The sequence below is a fragment of the Delftia sp. Lp-1 genome (assembly GCF_020523835.1).
In the GTDB taxonomy this organism is placed as follows: domain Bacteria; phylum Pseudomonadota; class Gammaproteobacteria; order Burkholderiales; family Burkholderiaceae_C; genus Comamonas; species Comamonas acidovorans.
The window spans coordinates 2,220,196-2,238,227 of record NZ_JAJALJ010000001.1 but is presented as its reverse complement, the minus strand read 5'-3'; the positions used below and the strand labels follow the sequence as shown (position 1 = coordinate 2,238,227).

Annotated in this window: 14 protein-coding genes and 4 tRNA genes; 3 read left to right on the top strand and 15 right to left on the bottom strand. The window is 64.2% G+C overall.

The features are described from left to right. Positions 1-6: 6 nt before the first annotated feature. From LGR64_RS10020 to uvrB, 13 genes are all read right to left on the bottom strand, one after another. Positions 7-81, bottom strand: a tRNA-Val gene (locus LGR64_RS10020). 38 nt (positions 82-119) lie between these two features. Continuing rightward, positions 120-194, bottom strand: a tRNA-Val gene (locus tag LGR64_RS10015). 38 nt (positions 195-232) lie between these two features. Continuing rightward, positions 233-307 (bottom strand) — tRNA-Val (locus LGR64_RS10010). A 37-nt stretch (positions 308-344) separates the two neighbouring features. Then, positions 345-419, bottom strand: a tRNA-Val gene (locus tag LGR64_RS10005). Between the two features lie 42 nt (positions 420-461). After that, positions 462-1,178: a DNA polymerase III subunit epsilon gene (gene dnaQ / locus LGR64_RS10000; RefSeq protein ID WP_034394212.1), complete on the bottom strand. Its 717-nt coding sequence runs from the start codon at positions 1,176-1,178 to the stop codon at positions 462-464. A gap of 10 nt (positions 1,179-1,188) precedes the next feature. Then, positions 1,189-1,527, bottom strand: a complete 339-nt coding sequence (fdx, locus tag LGR64_RS09995) for an ISC system 2Fe-2S type ferredoxin (protein ID WP_013802212.1) — start codon at positions 1,525-1,527, stop codon at positions 1,189-1,191. Between the two features lie 25 nt (positions 1,528-1,552). Continuing rightward, a complete protein-coding gene (hscA, locus tag LGR64_RS09990) occupies positions 1,553-3,421 on the bottom strand; it encodes a Fe-S protein assembly chaperone HscA (RefSeq protein ID WP_012205820.1) in 1,869 nt (622 codons plus the stop codon). An 84-nt stretch (positions 3,422-3,505) separates the two neighbouring features. Then, complete coding sequence (gene hscB / locus LGR64_RS09985; protein WP_141831793.1) at positions 3,506-4,024, bottom strand: Fe-S protein assembly co-chaperone HscB; 519 nt, start codon at positions 4,022-4,024, stop codon at positions 3,506-3,508. Positions 4,025-4,141: 117 nt separating this feature from the next. Beyond that, positions 4,142-4,465 carry an iron-sulfur cluster assembly protein IscA gene (gene iscA, locus LGR64_RS09980; RefSeq protein ID WP_012205822.1) on the bottom strand — a complete coding sequence of 108 codons (324 nt, stop codon included), beginning with the start codon at positions 4,463-4,465 and terminating at the stop codon, positions 4,142-4,144. A gap of 1 nt (position 4,466) precedes the next feature. Next, on the bottom strand, positions 4,467-4,865 hold the full coding sequence (gene iscU / locus LGR64_RS09975; RefSeq protein WP_012205823.1) for a Fe-S cluster assembly scaffold IscU: 399 nt from the start codon (positions 4,863-4,865) through the stop codon (positions 4,467-4,469). A 43-nt stretch (positions 4,866-4,908) separates the two neighbouring features. Further along, entirely contained in the window at positions 4,909-6,129 is a 1,221-nt protein-coding gene (locus LGR64_RS09970; RefSeq protein ID WP_012205824.1) for an IscS subfamily cysteine desulfurase, read from the bottom strand. A gap of 134 nt (positions 6,130-6,263) precedes the next feature. Then, on the bottom strand, positions 6,264-6,800 hold the full coding sequence (gene iscR / locus LGR64_RS09965; RefSeq protein ID WP_012205825.1) for a Fe-S cluster assembly transcriptional regulator IscR: 537 nt from the start codon (positions 6,798-6,800) through the stop codon (positions 6,264-6,266). Between the two features lie 225 nt (positions 6,801-7,025). Beyond that, positions 7,026-9,113, bottom strand: a complete 2,088-nt coding sequence (uvrB, locus tag LGR64_RS09960) for an excinuclease ABC subunit UvrB (protein WP_141831791.1) — start codon at positions 9,111-9,113, stop codon at positions 7,026-7,028. Between the two features lie 128 nt (positions 9,114-9,241). Between uvrB and LGR64_RS09955 the strand changes: the two genes are divergently transcribed. The 3 genes from LGR64_RS09955 to LGR64_RS09945 all read left to right on the top strand — a co-directional run bounded on the left by LGR64_RS09955 (position 9,242) and on the right by LGR64_RS09945 (position 14,416). Continuing rightward, positions 9,242-10,438 (top strand): amino acid aminotransferase, encoded by a 1,197-nt coding sequence (locus LGR64_RS09955; RefSeq protein WP_012205827.1) that lies wholly within the window; start codon positions 9,242-9,244, stop codon positions 10,436-10,438. Positions 10,439-10,631: 193 nt separating this feature from the next. Beyond that, positions 10,632-11,621, top strand: coding sequence for a CoA transferase (locus LGR64_RS09950; RefSeq protein WP_141831789.1), 990 nt, complete (start codon positions 10,632-10,634; stop codon positions 11,619-11,621). A gap of 332 nt (positions 11,622-11,953) precedes the next feature. Further along, the gene (locus LGR64_RS09945) at positions 11,954-14,416 is read left to right on the top strand and encodes an EAL domain-containing protein (RefSeq protein WP_141831787.1); all 2,463 of its coding nucleotides are present in this window, start codon (positions 11,954-11,956) and stop codon (positions 14,414-14,416) included. 13 nt (positions 14,417-14,429) lie between these two features. On the opposite strand, the gene LGR64_RS09940 is transcribed toward LGR64_RS09945, so the two are convergent. Together LGR64_RS09940 and LGR64_RS09935 are read right to left on the bottom strand one after the other, a co-directional pair. Then, positions 14,430-16,925 (bottom strand): YgiQ family radical SAM protein, encoded by a 2,496-nt coding sequence (locus LGR64_RS09940; protein WP_034394236.1) that lies wholly within the window; start codon positions 16,923-16,925, stop codon positions 14,430-14,432. 75 nt (positions 16,926-17,000) lie between these two features. Beyond that, complete coding sequence (locus LGR64_RS09935) at positions 17,001-17,993, bottom strand: AraC family transcriptional regulator (RefSeq protein ID WP_043822934.1); 993 nt, start codon at positions 17,991-17,993, stop codon at positions 17,001-17,003. Between the last annotated feature and the right edge of the window lie 39 nt (positions 17,994-18,032).

Below are 18,032 nucleotides of genomic sequence, written 5' to 3'. Positions count from 1 at the left end.
AAAAAATGGTGGGTGATACATGGATCGAACATGTGACCCCTGCCGTGTGAAGGCAGTGCTCTACCGCTGAGCTAATCACCCGCGAAGCTGGCTGCTAGGCCAACTTCTTTGGAAAAAAATGGTGGGTGATACATGGATCGAACATGTGACCCCTGCCGTGTGAAGGCAGTGCTCTACCGCTGAGCTAATCACCCGCGAAGCTGGCTGCTAGGCCAACTTCTTTGGAAAAAACTGGTGGGTGATACATGGATCGAACATGTGACCCCTGCCGTGTGAAGGCAGTGCTCTACCGCTGAGCTAATCACCCGCGAAGCTGGCTGCTAGGCCAACCTCTTTGGAAAAAATGGTGGGTGATACATGGATCGAACATGTGACCCCTGCCGTGTGAAGGCAGTGCTCTACCGCTGAGCTAATCACCCATATGTCGTTACTGCGACAAGACTTAGATTATGTCATAACTTCTAGGACTGATTTTCGAAGCCGCGCCAAATTGTCTTGCCGCCGCTCGATTTGTCCATCTGCACCATCACATCCTCGTGTGCGGCCAGCTCCTGATCATTGGCGTGCACCACGCGCAGCTTGAAGCTGGCCAGATCCACCTGCGCCACGACCAGTCCACCCTCGGACTGGACAGGCTCTTCCGCCATCAACAGAGCCTCCTGGCCCCGCGTGAGGTTGATGTAGACATCGGCCAGCAGCTCCGCATCCAGCAAGGCGCCGTGCAGCGTGCGCCCGGAGTTGTCCACCTCCAGGCGATCGCACAGCGAATCGAGCGAGTTGCGCTTGCCAGGGAACATCTCCTTGGCCATGACCAGGGTGTCGATGACCCCGCTCACGCACTGGCGGATCGGCGGGCGGTTGGCAAGCTCCAGCTCCTTGTTCAGGAACCCCAGGTCAAAGGGCGCGTTGTGGATGATGAGCTCGGCGCCCTGCAGGTACTCCCAGATCTCCTCGACCTTGTGCTCGAAGCGCGGCTTGTCCTTGAGGAATTCGGTGGTGATGCCGTGCACGCGCAGCGCGTCCGGATGGCTGTCGCGCCCCGCATTGAAATACAGATGCAGGTTGTTGCCGGTCAGCTTGCGGTTGACCATCTCCACGCAGCCCAGCTCGATGAGCCGGTCGCCGTTGTCGGCTGACAGGCCAGTGGTTTCAGTGTCGAGAATGATTTGACGCGACATGCGCTGGCCCTCAGTGGTTTTCCTTGGCGTGATTGAGCGAGTACTTGGGAATCTCGATGGTCACGTCCTCGCGTGCCAGGATGGCCTGGCAGGACAGGCGGGACTGCGGCTGCAGACCCCAGGCGCGGTCCAGCAGGTCTTCTTCCTCTTCCTCGGCCTCGTTCAACGAGTTGTAGCCCGCCTTGACCACCACATGGCAGGTGGTGCATGCGCAGCTCATGTCGCAGGCATGTTCGATCTTGATGTTGTTGTCCAGCAGGGCCTCGCAGATCGAGGTTCCGGCGGGCGCCTCGATTTCGGCACCCTGGGGACAGTATTCGGCGTGGGGAAGTATTTTGATAACGGGCATGACGGATCTGCTGTCGGATCAGAAATCAGGAAAGGGATTGCACGCTCTTGCCGGCCAGGGCCTGCTGGATGCTGCGGTTCATGCGCTCGGCGGCGAAGGACTCCGTGCCCTTGGCCAGCGCTTGTGTCGCGGCCTCGATGACGGCGGCATCCTCGGAGCCCACGCTGGCGCGCAGGGCGTCGATCAGCGCATCGATGGCTGCGCGCTGGTCCGCGGCGAGCACATCGCCATCGGCCTGCAGAGCGCTCTCGGTGGCCATCAGCATGCGATCGGCATCGACACGTGCCTCCACCAGTGCGCGGGCCTGCATGTCCTGCTGGGCCGTGGCAAAGCCGTCCTGCAGCATGCGGGCAACCTCGTCGTCCGACAGGCCGTAAGAAGGCTTGACATGGATATGGGCCTCTACGCCACTGGTCTGCTCCTTGGCGCCTACCGACAGCAGGCCATCGGCATCCACGGTGAAGGTCACACGGATGCGGGCCGCGCCGGCCGCCATGGGCGGGATGCCGCGCAGCTCGAAACGCGCCAGGCTGCGGCAGTCCGCCACCAGGTCGCGCTCGCCCTGCACCACATGGACGGCCAGGGCCGTCTGACCATCCTTGTAGGTGGTGAAGTCCTGGGCACGGGCTGTGGGAATGGTCTCGTTGCGGCTGATGATTCGCTCGACAAGGCCGCCCATGGTCTCCACGCCCAGGGACAGAGGAATCACGTCGAGCAGTAGCATGTCGCCGCTGGAGCTGTTGCCAGCGAGCTGGTTGGCCTGGATGGCAGCCCCCAGCGCGACGACTTCGTCGGGGTTGAGATTGATGAGAGGATCGCGGCCAAAGAACTCGGCCACGGCCTCGCGCACCTGGGGCATGCGGGTGGAACCGCCGACCAGCACCACGCCCTGCACTTCGTCGCGCGCCAGCCCTGCGTCCTTGAGCGCGCGGCGCACGGCCGCCAGCGAACGTGCCGTCAGATGGGCCGTGCTCGCATCGAAATCGCTGCGCTTTACATCGAAATGCACAGCGCCGGTAGACAGCTCGGCCGTGAGCGTTGCGACCTGTGCATCCGTCAATGCCTGCTTGCAAAGGCGTGCCGCCATGCGCCAGCGGGCCTTGTCCTCGGCCGTCTGGGGAACCACGCCAGTCTGCTGGGCCACCCACTCGGCCAAAGCCGCATCGTAGTCGTCACCCCCCAGGGCCGAATCGCCGCCAGTGGAGACGACTTCAAACACACCCTGGGACAGACGCAGGATAGAAATGTCGAAAGTGCCGCCACCCAGGTCATAGACGGCGTAGACGCCTTCGGAGCCGTTGTCCAGGCCGTAGGCAATGGCTGCAGCCGTGGGCTCGTTGATCAGGCGCAGCAGGTTGATGCCGGCGAGCTTTGCCGCATCCTTGGTGGCCTGGCGTTGTGCATCGTCAAAGTAGGCGGGCACGGTGATGACGGCGCCATGGATGTCGTCATTGAAGGTGTCTTCGGCACGGAAACGCAGCGTAGCCAGGATCTCGGCGCTGACCTCCACGGCTGTCTTGGTGCCATCGACGGTCTCGATCCCGATCACGCCACGGCCGGCCTCCTGCTCTGCAAAGCGGTAAGGCAGCTTTTCCGGCGCATCGATGTCAGCCAGCGTGCGGCCCATGAAGCGCTTGGCCGAGGCAATGGTGTTGCCCGCATCGGTAGACAGTGCAGCCTGGGCGGCGTGGCCGATCTCACGACGGCCCTGGGGCAGATAGCGCACGACAGAAGGCAGCAGCACTCGGCCCTGGTCATCCGGCAGGCATTCGGCCACGCCATTGCGGACAGCGGCGACCAGCGAATGCGTGGTGCCCAGGTCGATGCCCACGGCAATGCGCCGCTGGTGGGGATCGGGGGACTGACCGGGTTCGGAAATCTGCAAAAGCGCCATGAAAATACTCGGGGAAATTGCAGGTCCGGGCCGGCCGGCCTGCCTTGTGAATGAGGGTCTCTCGTGGGAGGTGCGGATCGCGGGCTATTGTCCCAGTTGATCGCGGCGACGCTCTATGTCCTGCGCAAATCGCGCAACAAACATGAGGGCTCTGACCTGCTGCACAGCCGCCTGCGCATCGTGCAGCTCATCCAGCTGACGACCACATTCAGCCAGCATGCTCTTTCTCGCCTGCAGCACCTCGTCGTCCAGCGCATCCAGAGCGGCCTCGTCCTGCGCCTCTTCCAACGCCTCGCGCCACTCCATTTGCTGCATCAGAAAGGCAGTGGGCATGGACGTGTTGTCCTCGGCACGCACGGGTGCACCCTGCAATTCGCAGAGATACGCTGCGCGCCTGAGTGGCTCTTTCAACCGCTGGTACGCCTCGTTGATGCGCACCGACCACTGCATGGCCACGCGCTGCGCGGCGGCTCCCTGCGAAGCAAAGCGGTCAGGGTGGGCCTCGCGCTGCAACTCCTTCCAGCGCGTGTCAATGGTGCTGCGCTCCTGCGCAAATTGGCGCGGCAGCGCAAACAGCTCGAAATCGTCCGATTGCAGGTTCATGTCGATAAAAAGCCGCCAGCACCGAAGCGAAGGCGGCCTCTTGAGGGAGTAGAAGAAATCAGGGTCTGCCGGGCATGCCTCCAGGCCACAAAGGCCCGGCCACCCGGCAAATTCCGGTCAGATGCGAAAGCTCTCGCCGCAACCGCAGCGATCACGCTCGTTGGGGTTGTGGAACTTGAAGCCTTCGTTCAAGCCCTCACGCACGAAATCCAGCTCCGTGCCGTCGATATAGGCCAGGCTCTTGGGATCGACCAGCACCTTGATGCCGTGGTCCTCGAAGATCACGTCCTCGGGCAATTGCTCGTCCACATACTCCAGCTTGTAGGCCAGGCCAGAGCAGCCCGTGGTCTTGACCCCGAGGCGCACGCCGATACCCTTGCCGCGGCGCGACAGGTAGCGGCTCACGTGGCGTGCCGCAGAATCGGTCAGCGAGATCGCCATATCAGGCGGCCACCACCGCAGTGCGCTTGGCACGGTAGTCATCGACTGCTGCCTTGATGGCGTCTTCGGCCAGGATGGAGCAGTGCACCTTGACGGGAGGCAGAGCCAGCTCTTCGGCGATCTGGCTGTTCTTCAGCGCAGCCGCCTCATCCAGCGTCTTGCCCTTCACCCACTCGGTCACCAGCGAAGACGAGGCAATCGCGGAACCGCAGCCATAGGTCTTGAAACGCGCATCCTCGATGACGCCGGTTTCGGGGTTGACCTTGATCTGCAGCTTCATCACGTCGCCGCAGGCAGGAGCGCCGACCATGCCGGTGCCCACCGATTCGTCGTTCTTGTCGAACGAGCCCACGTTGCGGGGATTTTCGTAGTGGTCTACCACTTTGTCGGAATAAGCCATGATGTCTACCTCTTCAATACTTGATTCGCGTGCCGGCCAATGCTCAGTGAGCCGCCCATTGGATGGTGCTGAGATCGATGCCGTCCTTGAACATCTCCCACAGCGGGCTGAGTTCGCGCAGCTTGACCACATTGGTGCGGATGGTGCTGATCGCGTAGTCGATTTCCTCTTCGGTCGTGAAGCGGCCGATCGTCATGCGCAGGCTGCTGTGCGCCAGTTCGTCGCTGCGGCCAAGTGCACGCAGCACATAGCTGGGCTCCAGGCTGGCCGACGTACAGGCCGATCCCGAGGACACCGCCAGACCCTTGATGCCCATGATGAGCGACTCGCCTTCGACGAAGTTGAAGCTCATGTTCAGGTTCTGCGGCACACGGTGCTCCATGCTGCCGTTGATGAAGACCTGCTCCAGATCCTTCAAGCCGTTGAGCAGACGCTGCTGCAGCGCGTAGGCCTTGGCATTGCTTTCAGCCATTTCTTCCTTGGCAATGCGGAAGGCCTCGCCCATGCCGACGATCTGGTGCGTAGGCAGCGTGCCCGAGCGCATGCCGCGCTCATGGCCACCACCGTGGATCTGAGCTTCCAGACGCACACGCGGCTTGCGGCGCACATACAGGGCACCCACGCCCTTGGGGCCATAGGTCTTGTGCGCGGTCATGCTCATCAGGTCCACCGGCAGCTTGGACATGTCGATCTCCACGCGGCCCGTTGCCTGCGCGGCATCCACATGGAACAGGATGCCCTTCTCACGGCACAGCGCGCCGATGGTGGGAATGTCTTGGATGACGCCGATTTCGTTGTTCACGAAGAGCACGCTGACCAAAATGGTGTCGGGGCGCAGCGCGGCCTTGAAGGCTTCAATGTCGAGCAGGCCATCAGGCTGCACGTCCATGTAGGTCACCTCAAAGCCCTGGCGCTCGAGTTCACGCATGGTGTCGAGCACGGCCTTGTGCTCGGTCTTGAGCGTGATCAGGTGCTTGCCCTTGCCCTGGTAGAAATGCGCCGCGCCCTTGATGGCCAGGTTGATGGACTCGGTGGCACCGCTGGTCCAGACAATCTCACGGGGATCCGCGCCGATCAGGTCTGCGACCTGGCCGCGGGCCTTCTCGATGGCCTCCTCGGCTTCCCAACCCCAGGCATGACTGCGCGATGCGGCGTTGCCGAAATGCTCACGCAGCCAAGGAATCATGGCGTCCACCACGCGAGGGTCCACGGGGGTGGTCGCGCCATAGTCGAGATAGATGGGGAAATGCGGGGTCATGTCCATGACTGGCTCTTATCAAGGTTCAGGCTGGCAAAAAACGGGAAGGCGATGAACTCCGGTGAATCCATCCAGGCGGACAACACCACGCCACACAGCCATGCGCGGCGGTGCCCTGCCCTCAGGGTGTCAAAAGTCGATCAGGACTTGGCGAAGGCGTTGCCCAGCGCGAATACCGAGTTCGGGGCATTCACACGGATGGGCTTGACCACGGGAGCCGTGGAAATCGCGCGACGCACCACGGGCTTGTCCTCGATCTGGATGCCCTTGGCCAATTGTTCGTCCACAAGCTTTTGCAGCGTCACGGAATCGAGGAACTCGACCATGCGCTGGTTCAGTGCGGCCCACAGCTCATGCGTCATGCAGCGGCCGGCTTCGCCCAGGCAATTTTCCTTGCCGCCACACTGGGTGGCGTCAATGGGTTCGTCCACGGAGACGATGATGTCGGCCACGGTGATGTCGCCAGCCTTGCGGGCAAGTGTGTAGCCGCCGCCGGGTCCACGGGTGGACTCGACGAGTTCATGGCGGCGCAGCTTGCCGAACAGCTGTTCCAGATACGACAGGGAAATCTGTTGCCGCTGGCTGATGGCTGCCAGCGTGACAGGGCCATTGTTCTGGCGCAGGGCCAGATCGATCATGGCAGTGACCGCAAAACGGCCTTTGGTGGTGAGACGCATTACGAGCTCCTTCAGTCAGGCTTGTACGTTACAGAAACACCCGCTCCAGCGATTTGACTGGAGTTGGGCACAGTCTCCGCCCTTACTCCGTCCTGTTCAAAAGGTTCAGAGCCCTTCTTTTCATCGAAGTTTTTGTTGTTGTTGAGTGTTGACCCTTAGTGTACCACATTCCCCATCAATTTTGTCGGGTAACAGGAGCTAACGGGCTTCAGACCAGGCGCCGCCTCAGGAAACCTGCACGGATGAGCCCCCGAACAGTTGCTCCTTGAGCAGCGCCAGCTGATCGCGCACCCGCGCAGCCTGTTCGAACTCCAGGCTGCGCGCATGTTCGAGCATCTGCTTCTCCAGACGCTTGATTTCCTTGGCCACATCTTTTTCGGACATGTCCTCGACACGCGCTCTTTCGAGCTGATTGGCCTGCAGGCGTTCCGCTTCCTTGCCACTTTTTTCGCTGTAGACACCATCAATCAGGTCTTTCACCCGCTTGACAATCTGTTTGGGTTCGATTCCGTTTTCCTCGTTGAAGCTTATTTGCTTGGCACGACGGCGCTCGGTCTCTCCAATGGCCTTCTTCATGGACTCCGTGACACGGTCCGCATAGAGGATGGCCTTGCCATGCAGGTTGCGCGCGGCGCGGCCGATGGTCTGGATGAGACTGCGTTCGGCGCGAAGAAAGCCTTCCTTGTCGGCGTCGAGAATGGCGACCAGCGAGACTTCGGGGATGTCCAGCCCCTCGCGCAGCAAGTTGATACCCACGAGCACGTCAAAGACACCCAGGCGCAGGTCACGAATGATCTCTACACGCTCTACAGTTTCCACGTCGGAGTGCAGATAGCGCACCTTGACGCCGTTTTCACTCAGGTAGTCGGTGAGCTGCTCGGCCATGCGCTTGGTCAGCGTGGTGATGAGAACACGCTCCGTGCGTTCGACGCGCAGGCGGATTTCCTGCAGTACGTCGTCCACCTGATTGGTGGCCGGGCGCACTTCGATTTCAGGATCGATGAGGCCTGTGGGGCGAACGACCTGATCCACGACCTGGCCCGAGTGGGTCTTCTCGTAGTCTGCCGGCGTGGCGGAGACAAAGATGACCTGGCGCATGCGCCGCTCGAATTCCTCGAATTTGAGCGGCCGGTTGTCCAGCGCCGAAGGCAACCGAAAGCCGTATTCCACCAGCGTGGTCTTGCGCGAGCGGTCGCCGCTGTACATGGCGTTGAGCTGGCCGATCATCTGGTGACTCTCGTCCAGGAACATGAGGGCGTCGCCGGGCAGGTAGTCGGTCAGGGTGCTAGGCGGCTCGCCGGGTGCGGCGCCTGAGAGGTGGCGGGTGTAGTTCTCGATGCCCTTGCAGTGGCCGACCTCGGTGAGCATCTCCAGATCGAAGCGCGTGCGCTGCTCCAGGCGCTGGGCTTCGACCAGCTTGCCGTCACCCACCAGTTGCTTGAGCCGCTCGGCCAGCTCCAGCTTGATGGTTTCCACGGCGGCCAGCACCTTGTCGCGCGGCGTGACGTAGTGGCTGCTGGGGTAGACGGTGAAGCGCGGAATGCTCTGGCGCACGCGACCCGTCAGCGGATCGAACAGTTGCAGGCTTTCAACCTCGTCGTCGAAGAGTTCGATGCGTATGGCCAGCTCGGAATGCTCGGCGGGGAAGACATCGATGGTGTCGCCGCGCACGCGGAACTTGCCCCGGCTGAAGTCCTGGTCGTTGCGCTGGTACTGCATGCGGATCAGTTGCGCAATGACGTCGCGCTGGTTGATGCGGTCGCCGGTGCGCAGCGTCATGATCATGCGGTGGTAGCTTTCGGGCTCGCCGATGCCGTAGATGGCCGAGACCGTGGCGACGATGACCACGTCGCGCCGCTCCATCAGGCTTTTGGTGCATGACAGCCGCATCTGCTCGATGTGCTCGTTGATGGCGCTGTCCTTTTCGATGAACAGGTCGCGCTGGGGTACATAGGCCTCGGGCTGGTAGTAGTCGTAGTAGCTGACGAAGTATTCGACGGAGTTCTTGGGAAAGAACTCGCGGAATTCGCTGTACAGCTGCGCTGCGAGCGTCTTGTTGGGCGCAAAGACAATGGCCGGGCGGCCCAGGCGGGCGATCACGTTGGCCATGGTGAAGGTCTTGCCCGAGCCCGTCACGCCCAGCAGGGTCTGGAAGGATTCGCCGTCCTGGATGCCTTCGACCAGCTTTTCAATGGCTGCGGGCTGATCGCCGGCCGGCGGATAGGGCTGGAACAGCTCGAAGGGGGAGTCCGCGAAATGCACGAACTGGCCGGAGGCCCCAGGTGCTGGAGAGGAATCAGAGACTTCGTGCATGACGTGGGTTCGCAAAAGTGAGTATCGGCCGGCGAGATCGCTAGAATTCATGGGTTAACCCGAAAGCCTACCGTAGCTTGGGGCTAGCCGCGTTTTTTCCACCTCCCAAGACATCCCAAGGACGCTTCATGTCTCTGTTTACCGCCGTCGAAATGGCCCCCCGCGACCCCATCCTGGGTCTGAACGAGCAGTTCGCTGCCGACACCAACCCCAGCAAGGTGAATCTGGGCGTGGGCGTGTACTTCGACGACAACGGCAAGTTGCCCCTGCTCGAATGCGTGCAGGCCGCCGAGAAGGCGATGATGGACAAGCCCACGGCCCGCGGCTATCTGCCCATCGACGGCATCGCTGCCTATGATGCCGCAGTCAAGGGCCTGGTGTTCGGCGCCGAGTCCGACGTCGTCAAGTCCGGCCGCGTGTCCACGGTGCAGGCCATCGGCGGCACCGGCGGCCTGAAGATCGGCGCCGACTTCCTCAAGAAGATCAGCCCCGCCGCCAAGGTGCTGATCTCCGACCCGAGCTGGGAAAACCACAAGGCCATCTTCACCAATGCAGGCTTCGAAGTGGGCACCTATGCCTACTACGACGCGGTCAACCGCAAGGTGAACTTCGAAGGCATGCTGGCCGACCTGAACGCAGCGGCCGCCGGCACCATCGTGGTGCTGCACGCCTGCTGCCACAACCCGACCGGCTATGACATCACGGCCGAGCAGTGGGACCAGGTGATCGCCGCCGTCAAGGCCAAGGGTCTGGTGGCCTTCCTCGACATGGCCTACCAGGGCTTTGGCCACGGCATTGCCGAAGACGGCGCCGTGATCGGCAAGTTCGTGGCCGCCGGCCTGAACATCTTCGTCTCGACCTCGTTCTCCAAGAGCTTCAGCCTGTACGGCGAGCGCGTGGGCGCGCTGTCGGTGGTGGCCAACGACAAGGAAGAAGCGGCCCGCGTGCTGAGCCAGCTCAAGATCGTCATCCGCACCAACTACTCCAACCCGCCCACCCATGGTGGCGCCGTGGTGGCCGCCGTGCTGAACAACCCCGAGTTGCGCGCACTGTGGGAAAAGGAGCTTGGCGAGATGCGCGTGCGCATCAAGGCCATGCGCCAGAAGCTGGTTGACGGCCTGAAGGCTGCCGGTGTCCAGCAGGACATGGGCTTCATCACCACCCAGATCGGCATGTTCAGCTACTCCGGCCTGAGCAAGGACCAGATGGTGCGCCTGCGCACCGAGTTCGGCGTTTACGGCACGGATACTGGCCGCATGTGCGTGGCCGCGCTGAATAGCAAGAACATCGACTACGTCTGCCAGTCGATCGCCAAGGTGGTCTGACCCCCACCCCGGCTGCCCGGCCATGCGCCGGGTTTGCAGACATGCCGCCAACGGTACATTGCCCTGGCGGCATTTTCTTTTTCCGGGCGGCTTTTGCATCCTCACCGTCCGGTATGCGCCAGGCCCTTGGAGGCATGGGTGCGATCATGCGTGCAGTTGAAACACCGAATGCACACTGAGACGCTCGATACCCATGCCCGATCACGCGCCCCTTGACGCTATTGCGCTACCCGCGTCCCTCCCATCTTCCCCCATCAACGGGCTGCCGTTGTCGGGCGTGCGCATCCTGAGTCTGGCCCTGAATCTGCCCGGCCCCGCCGCCCTGATGCGCTGTGCCGCCATGGGCGCGCAGTGCAGCAAGCTGGAGCCTCCGTCTGCACAGCCCGCTGCGGCCGGTGCAGCCGGTGCGGCCGGTGCAGACCCGATGGCGCACTACAGCCCGCAAGCCTATGCCGACATGCACCAGGGCGTTGCGGTCTGGCAGGCGCAGCTCAAGAGCGAGGAAGGACAGGCGGCGCTGCACGATGCGCTGGATGCGGCCGACATCCTGCTCACCTCGTTCCGCCCCGCCGCACTGGCCAAGCTGGGGCTGGACTGGGCGTCGCTGCAGCAGCGCCATCCGCAGCTGTCGCTGGTGCGCATCGTCGGCAGCGCGGGAGCCCTGGCCGATGTGCCCGGCCATGACCTGACCTACCAGGCCGAGGCGGGGCTTGTACAGGGCGGCGCCATGCCACCCAGCCTGTTTGCCGACATGGCCGGTGCGCTGATGGCCAGCGAAGCCGTGCTCAAGGCCTGGCTGCTGCGCCAGCGCAGCGGCCACGGCAGTCTCCAGGAAACAGGCCTGGCCCAGGCCGCGCAGTGGCTGGCTTTGCCCTGGCATTGGGGCCTGACCCGGCCCGATGGCGATGTGGGCGGCGCGCACGCAGGCTATCGCGTCTACGCCTGCGCCGATGGATCGGTGGCCGTGGCGGCCCTGGAGCCGCATTTCGCGGCTCGCCTGTGCGCCGTGGCGTCGGTGAATGGCGATGGCAGCATCGCCAGCATGCGCAGCCCCGCCATGCATGCAGCCCTGCAAGCCTTCCTGGCCCCCTTGTCCTGCGCCGAGCTGGCAGACCTGGCCGAGCAGCACGATCTGCCCCTGCACCCTCTTCCCGGCCAACCCCAGGCATGGCCTCGCTTGTAGGCGGACACCTAAAAGCACCACCTGCCCGCAACCTACATGCCGCGCAGGTCATGGCTGGCCGCAGCATGCGGGCACGCTGCGGCCAATGACCCTCTTTACCGTAATAGCCCGCTCCTCTTAAATCGGAGTTGCGCATACAACCGGACAACCCGAACACATCTGGAAACACCCATAATCGGCTTATCTGGAGGCAGCCCCATGGTTCGAGAACATCCATCAACGGCCCGGATATCCGGGACGCGTCAGCCACCCAGCCATTCGGCGCCAGTTCTGCGGCGCATTGGCGCCAGCGCCTGAGCCGCCCACACGGCCAACTCTCCCCTGCTCCACCCATGCAAAGCCAGCCCCCAGCCCATGTGCCGGTACTGCAGCTGGTGCAGCGCATCTGGCCCCTGGTGCTGGTGGTCGTGGTGCTGGTGGTCATGGCCAGCGGCAGCCTCTACCTTGTGTCTGCGGTGCGCGCCTTCGTGGCCGGGGAAAGCCTGTGGTCCAAGGCACAGAAGGACGCCATCTACGCCCTGAGCCGCTATGTGGACAGCGGCTCGGCGCGCGACATGGCGCGCTTCGAGCAGGCCATGGCCATTCCCGCGGGCGACTGGCAGGCGCGCATGGCGCTGGACGATGTGCCAGCCAGGGTCAAGGATGCGCGTGCCGGCATTCTTCTGGGAGGCAACCACCCTGACGATGCCGAGGCGCTGATCTGGCTCATGCAGACCTTCCGCCATGTCGAGCTTCTGGAAGAGCCTTATCGCTACTGGAAACAAGGCGATCAGTATCTGCAGCAGCTCGACAGGCTGGCCCAGGAGATAGGGCAGCGCCACGCCGTGGGCAGCGTCAGCGCCGAGGACGCCATCACCTGGAAGCGCGAGATCGAGCAGATCAACGCCGGCGTCACACCGGCCACCCAGCAGTTCAGCGCCTCGCTGGGCCGCAGTTCACGGCAGATGGTGATGTGGCTGCAGGGCATCCATCTGGTGCTGGGTGTGGCGCTGATCCTGGTGGCGCTCTGGCATACGCGGCGCATGCTGCAGCAGCGCCAGCAGGTGCAAAACGACCTGCTGACGGAAAAGGAAAGGGCCCAGACCACGCTGGCCTCGCTGGGCGACGCCGTGATCACCACGGACGCCCAGGGCGTGGTGGACTATGCCAACCCCGCCGCGCTGGGCCTGTTGGGCAGCAGCGAGCAGCAGATCAAGGGCCAGCACCTGGCCAAGGGCCTGCATTTCAACAGCATTGACGCCACCCAGACCGCGGAAAGCCTGCTGGCCCATTTGCTTTCGGGCCAGCAATTGCGCGAGGAGCACACGCGCTGGCTGCGGCGCCATGACCGCAGCATCGTGCCGGTCAAGCTCATGGGGTCGGCCATCAGCGGCGGCGGGGAGCGCCCGGCCGGTGCGGTGATCGTGCTCAGGGATGTCTCGCGGGAGCAGCAGTATCTGGACCAGCTGTCTTGGCATGCCAGCCACGACGGGCTGACCGGGCTGGAAAACCGCGTCGAGTTCGAGCGCCGCCTGCAGCGCCTGCTCAACCAGGGCCAGCACAGGCTGCGGCCCTCGGCCGTGCTGTACATGGACCTGGACCAGTTCAAGCTCATCAACGAGACCTGCGGCCACCCGGCGGGCGACGAGATGCTGTGCGAGGTCAGCCGCCTGCTGCTGCACAACCTGCGCGAGACCGACACCCTCGCGCGGCTGGGCGGAGATGAATTCGGCGTTCTTCTGGAGAACTGCCCGCCCGAGCCCGCCCTGCGCATTGCCGAGAAGCTGCGCCAGGCGACCGAGGCCCTGCACGTGCACTGGGGCAAGCAGGTGCTGCGCACGGGGCTGAGCATCGGCCTGGTGCACATCGGCGGCGAGGTCCAGTCGGCCCAGGACCTGCTGCGCATGGCCGACATGGCCTGCTACCGCGCCAAGGAGCGCGGCCGCAACCGCATCTACGTCTACCGCAGCGACGATGGCGAGTACACCCGCCACGTCAGCGAGATGGAATGGGTGACACGCATACGTATGGCACTGGAGCAGGAGCGCTTTTGCCTGTACGCCCAAAGCATTGCACCGCTGCAGCCCGACGGTCAGCGGGGCCTGCATTTCGAGGTGCTGCTGCGGCTGCGCGACGAGCAGGGCCAGATCATCTCGCCGGCCACCTTCATTCCCGCGGCCGAGCGCTACGGCATCATGCCCACGGTTGACCGCTGGGTGATCGCCAGAACGCTGGCCACGCTGGCCCAGCATCCGGCCGCACTGCGCCACATCGACACCTGCGCCATCAACCTGTCAGGCCCCAGCCTGGATGACGACGGGCTGCTGGACTTCGTGCAGAAACAGCTGAGCACGCATGGCATTGCGCCGCAGTTGCTGTGCTTCGAGATCACGGAGACCAGCGCCATCGCCAGCCTGTCCAGTGCCACCAGGCTGATCCAGGCCCTGCGCACCCTGGGCTGCCGCTTTGCGCTGGACGACTTTGGCGTGGGCATGTCCTCGCTGACCTATCTGAAGCAGCTGCCCGTGGACTATCTGAAGATCGACGGCGGCTTTGTGCGCGACATGCTCCAGGACCCCAGCAACCACGCCATGGTGGAGATGATCAACCGCATAGGCCACATCCTGGGCAAGCGCACCGTGGCCGAGTATGTGGAAACCCGCGAGATCGCCCAGGCCCTTCAGGCCGTGGGCGTGGACTATGCACAGGGTTTTGCTCTGGCACGGCCCGTGCCGCTGGACACGCATTACTTTGAAAGCGGCGCCCAGGCCGCCCGCCGCGAATGGCAGGGCACGCTAGCGCCGGCCGCCAGCTAGAGGCAAAGGCGCGTCAGCGCGGCTTGCGACCGCCCGGCGCCGCCTTGCGGCCCGAACCGGCAGCGCCCGCAGAACGGGAAGGACCACCCACACCGGGGCGCGGCGGCAGGCCCGTGTGCTGGGTCAGCATGCGGCCCGGCTGGGGCTGGCTGGAACGGAAACGCACATCGCCCGCAGGCTCGCGCGACTCTGCCAGCACCTTGCCCGGCCCGGCATTCTTGCCGCCGGCCTTGTTGAGGGCGTAGGCCTTGCCTTGCTGGGATACCACGGCACGTGCGGCCACGCCCGTGCCCTGCGTGCTGTTCTTGCGGCGCGCGCTCTGGTAGCCGCCATCGACCAGGGGCTGGAAGGTGGGGATCAGGTGCTGCTTGCCGTTGCCGATGAGGTCGGCACGGCCCATGGCCTTCAAGGCCTCGCGCAGCAGCGGCCAGTTGTTCGGGTCGTGGTAGCGCAGAAAGGCCTTGTGCAGGCGCCGGCGCTTTTCACCGCGCACGATGTCCACCGACTCCTCGTTCACGTCGCGCATCTCGCGGCGCACCTTGGTCAGCGTGTTGCGGCCAGAGTGGTACATGGCCGTGGCCGTGGCCATGGGGCTGGGATAGAAGGTCTGCACCTGGTCGGCGCGGAATCCGTTCTTCTTCAGCCAGATGGCGAGGTTCATCATGTCCTCGTCGCTGGTGCCCGGGTGGGCCGCGATGAAGTACGGAATCAGGTACTGCTTCTTGCCCGCTTCCTCGCTGAACTGCTCGAACATCTGCTTGAAGCGGTCATAGCTGCCGATGCCAGGCTTCATCATCTTGGTCAGCGGCCCGGACTCGGTGTGCTCAGGCGCGATCTTCAGATAGCCGCCCACATGGTGCTGCACCAGCTCCTTGACGTACTCGGGCGACTTCACGGCCAGGTCGTAGCGCAGACCCGAGCCGATCAGGATCTTCTTGATGCCCGGCAGATTGCGCGCGCGGCGGTAGATCTTGACCAGCGGGGCGTGGTCGGTGTGCAGGTTCTGGCAGATGCCGGGGAACACGCAGCTGGGCTTGCGGCAGGCGGCCTCGATCTCGGGGCTCTTGCAGCCCAGGCGGTACATGTTGGCCGTGGGGCCGCCCAGGTCGGAGATGGTGCCGGTGAAGCCCTTGACCTTGTCGCGGATGTCCTCGACCTCCTGGATGATGGACTCCTCGGAACGGCTCTGGATGATGCGGCCCTCATGCTCGGTGATGGAGCAGAAGGTGCAGCCGCCGAAGCAGCCGCGCATGATGTTGACCGAGGTGCGGATCATCTCCCAGGCCGGGATCTTGGTCTCGCCCTCATGGCTGCCGCTGGCGTCGGCATAGCTGGGATGGGGGCTGCGTGCATAGGGCAGGCCGAAGACCCAGTCCATCTCGGCGGTGGTCAGCGGGATGGGGGGCGGGTTCAGCCACACATCGCGCGCGGTCACACCCTCGCCGTGGGCCTGGACCAGGGCACGGGCGTTGCCGGGGTTGGTCTCCAGGTGCAGCACGCGATTGGCGTGTGCGTAGAGGATGGGATCGGCCTTGACCTGCTCGTAGCTGGGCAGGCGCAGCACGGTCTTGTCGCGCGGCGGCTGCTTGCCCTTGCCGCGCAGCGACGGATTGGGCACGAACTGGATGGTCTGAACGGCGGCGACCGAGGCACCGTCCGGCTTCGCGGCGGCATCACCCTCTTCCTTGGAGCAGGTCTGGCCCTGGGCCTCGGCCTGCTCGCTGGTGGTCATGTAGGGGTTGATGTGGGGCTCGACCACGCCAGGCTCGTCCACCACGGAGGAGTCCAGCTCGAACCAGCCCGCTTCCGACTCGCGGCGGAAGAAGGCCGTGCCGCGCACATCGGTAATGCTTTCCACGGGCTCGCGAGCGGCCAGGCGGTGGGCCACCTCGACCAGGGCGCGTTCGGCGTTGCCGTACAGCAGGATGTCGCACTTGCTGTCCACCACGATGGAGCGGCGCACCTTGTCGCTCCAGTAGTCGTAGTGGGCGATGCGGCGCAGGCTGCCCTCGATGCCGCCGAGCACGATGGGCACGTCCTTGTATGCCTCACGGCAGCGCTGGCTGTAGACAATGGCCGCGCGGTCGGGGCGCTTGCCGCCCACGTCGCCCGGCGTGTAGGCATCGTCGGAGCGGATCTTGCGATCGGCCGTGTAGCGGTTGATCATCGAATCCATGTTGCCCGCCGTCACGCCCCAGAACAGGTTGGGACGGCCCAGGGCCTTGAAGGCCTCGGCGCTCTGCCAGTCGGGCTGGGCGATGATGCCCACGCGAAAGCCCTGCGCCTCCAGCACCCGGCCGATCACCGACATGCCGAAGCTGGGGTGATCCACATAGGCATCGCCCGTCACCAGGATCACGTCGCAACTGTCCCAGCCAAGCTGGTCCATCTCGGCCCGGCTCATCGGCAGGAACGGGGCCGTGCCGAAGCGCTTGGCCCAGTACGGTCGGTAGCTGGTCAGCGGCTTGGCAGCGCGATGGAAAAAGGAAACGTCAACGGGGGCGTTCATGATGGGCGGTTCGGCTTCTGGGAGCCTGTGCGGAAGGAACCGGCCAGTGTACGTTTCGGCACTCAACCCTGCTGGCTAAGGGTCTTGCTCCAGCCCCCTGATACGGCCTTCCTGCTGCTGCCAGCCCGACCTCTTTGCGGCCTCCTGCGCCAGATAGGCCTTGGGCGTATGCCCGGACCAGCGGCGGAAGGCCCTCGCAAACACCTTGGGAGAATCGTAGCCCGCGTTCTCTGCGATGCGGGCCGATGACAGCCCGCCGGCCTCCATCTGCTGGGCGGCCAGCGCCATGCGGTGCGCCGTCAGGTAGCCGATGGGGGTGGCGCCCACCAGCTGCTTGAAACGCATGCTGAAGCGGGTGCGCGACATGCCGGCCTCGGCCGCCAGCGTCTCCACGCTCCAGCTGCGCTGCGGCTCCCGGTGCATGCAGACGATGGCGCGGGCAATGCAGGCATCGCCCAGGCCCCGCAGCCAGCCTTCACCCACGGCGGCCTCGCGCGCCAGGTGCTCGCGCAGGATGTTGACCAGCAAAAGCTCGCCCATGCGCGCGGCCGACAGGCGCCAGCCCGGGCGCCGCGCCAGCGTCTCCAGCGTGAGCGACTGCATGGTGGCGGCCAGGCAATCGGCCAGCGGCAGATCGCTTGCGCGGATATGGATCAGCGGCGGCAGGATGCGGAACACCGAATGCCGGCAATAGGCTGAAAACCACAGCAGGGCCGAAAACATGTCGGTCGCCTCGCCCCCGCCGCCATGGCTGAAGACCAGCGGATTCTCGTCCTGCGGGCCTTCGGCATGGCGGGAGATCAGCCGCGAGAACAGCTCGCAGGCCATGCCCAGATCCGAGGCCACCACATGTGCCGCGCCCATGGGCAGCATGACCAGATCGCCCGGCTCGACCCGCAGCGGCTGCATGCCTTCCACCTGTATCCAGTATGGCGCGCCGCGCGCCATGCGGATCATGGCGCCCGTGACGCCCGTGGACTTCAGGCTCCACGGCGCGGTCAGCGCAAAACGCGCCGTCACGGCGCGCTCTGACCGGCAAATATCGAGAACTTCGCTCAGCACATCCATGGGGTCGTGGCATCCTTGATTCCGGGCCGATGTTAGCCA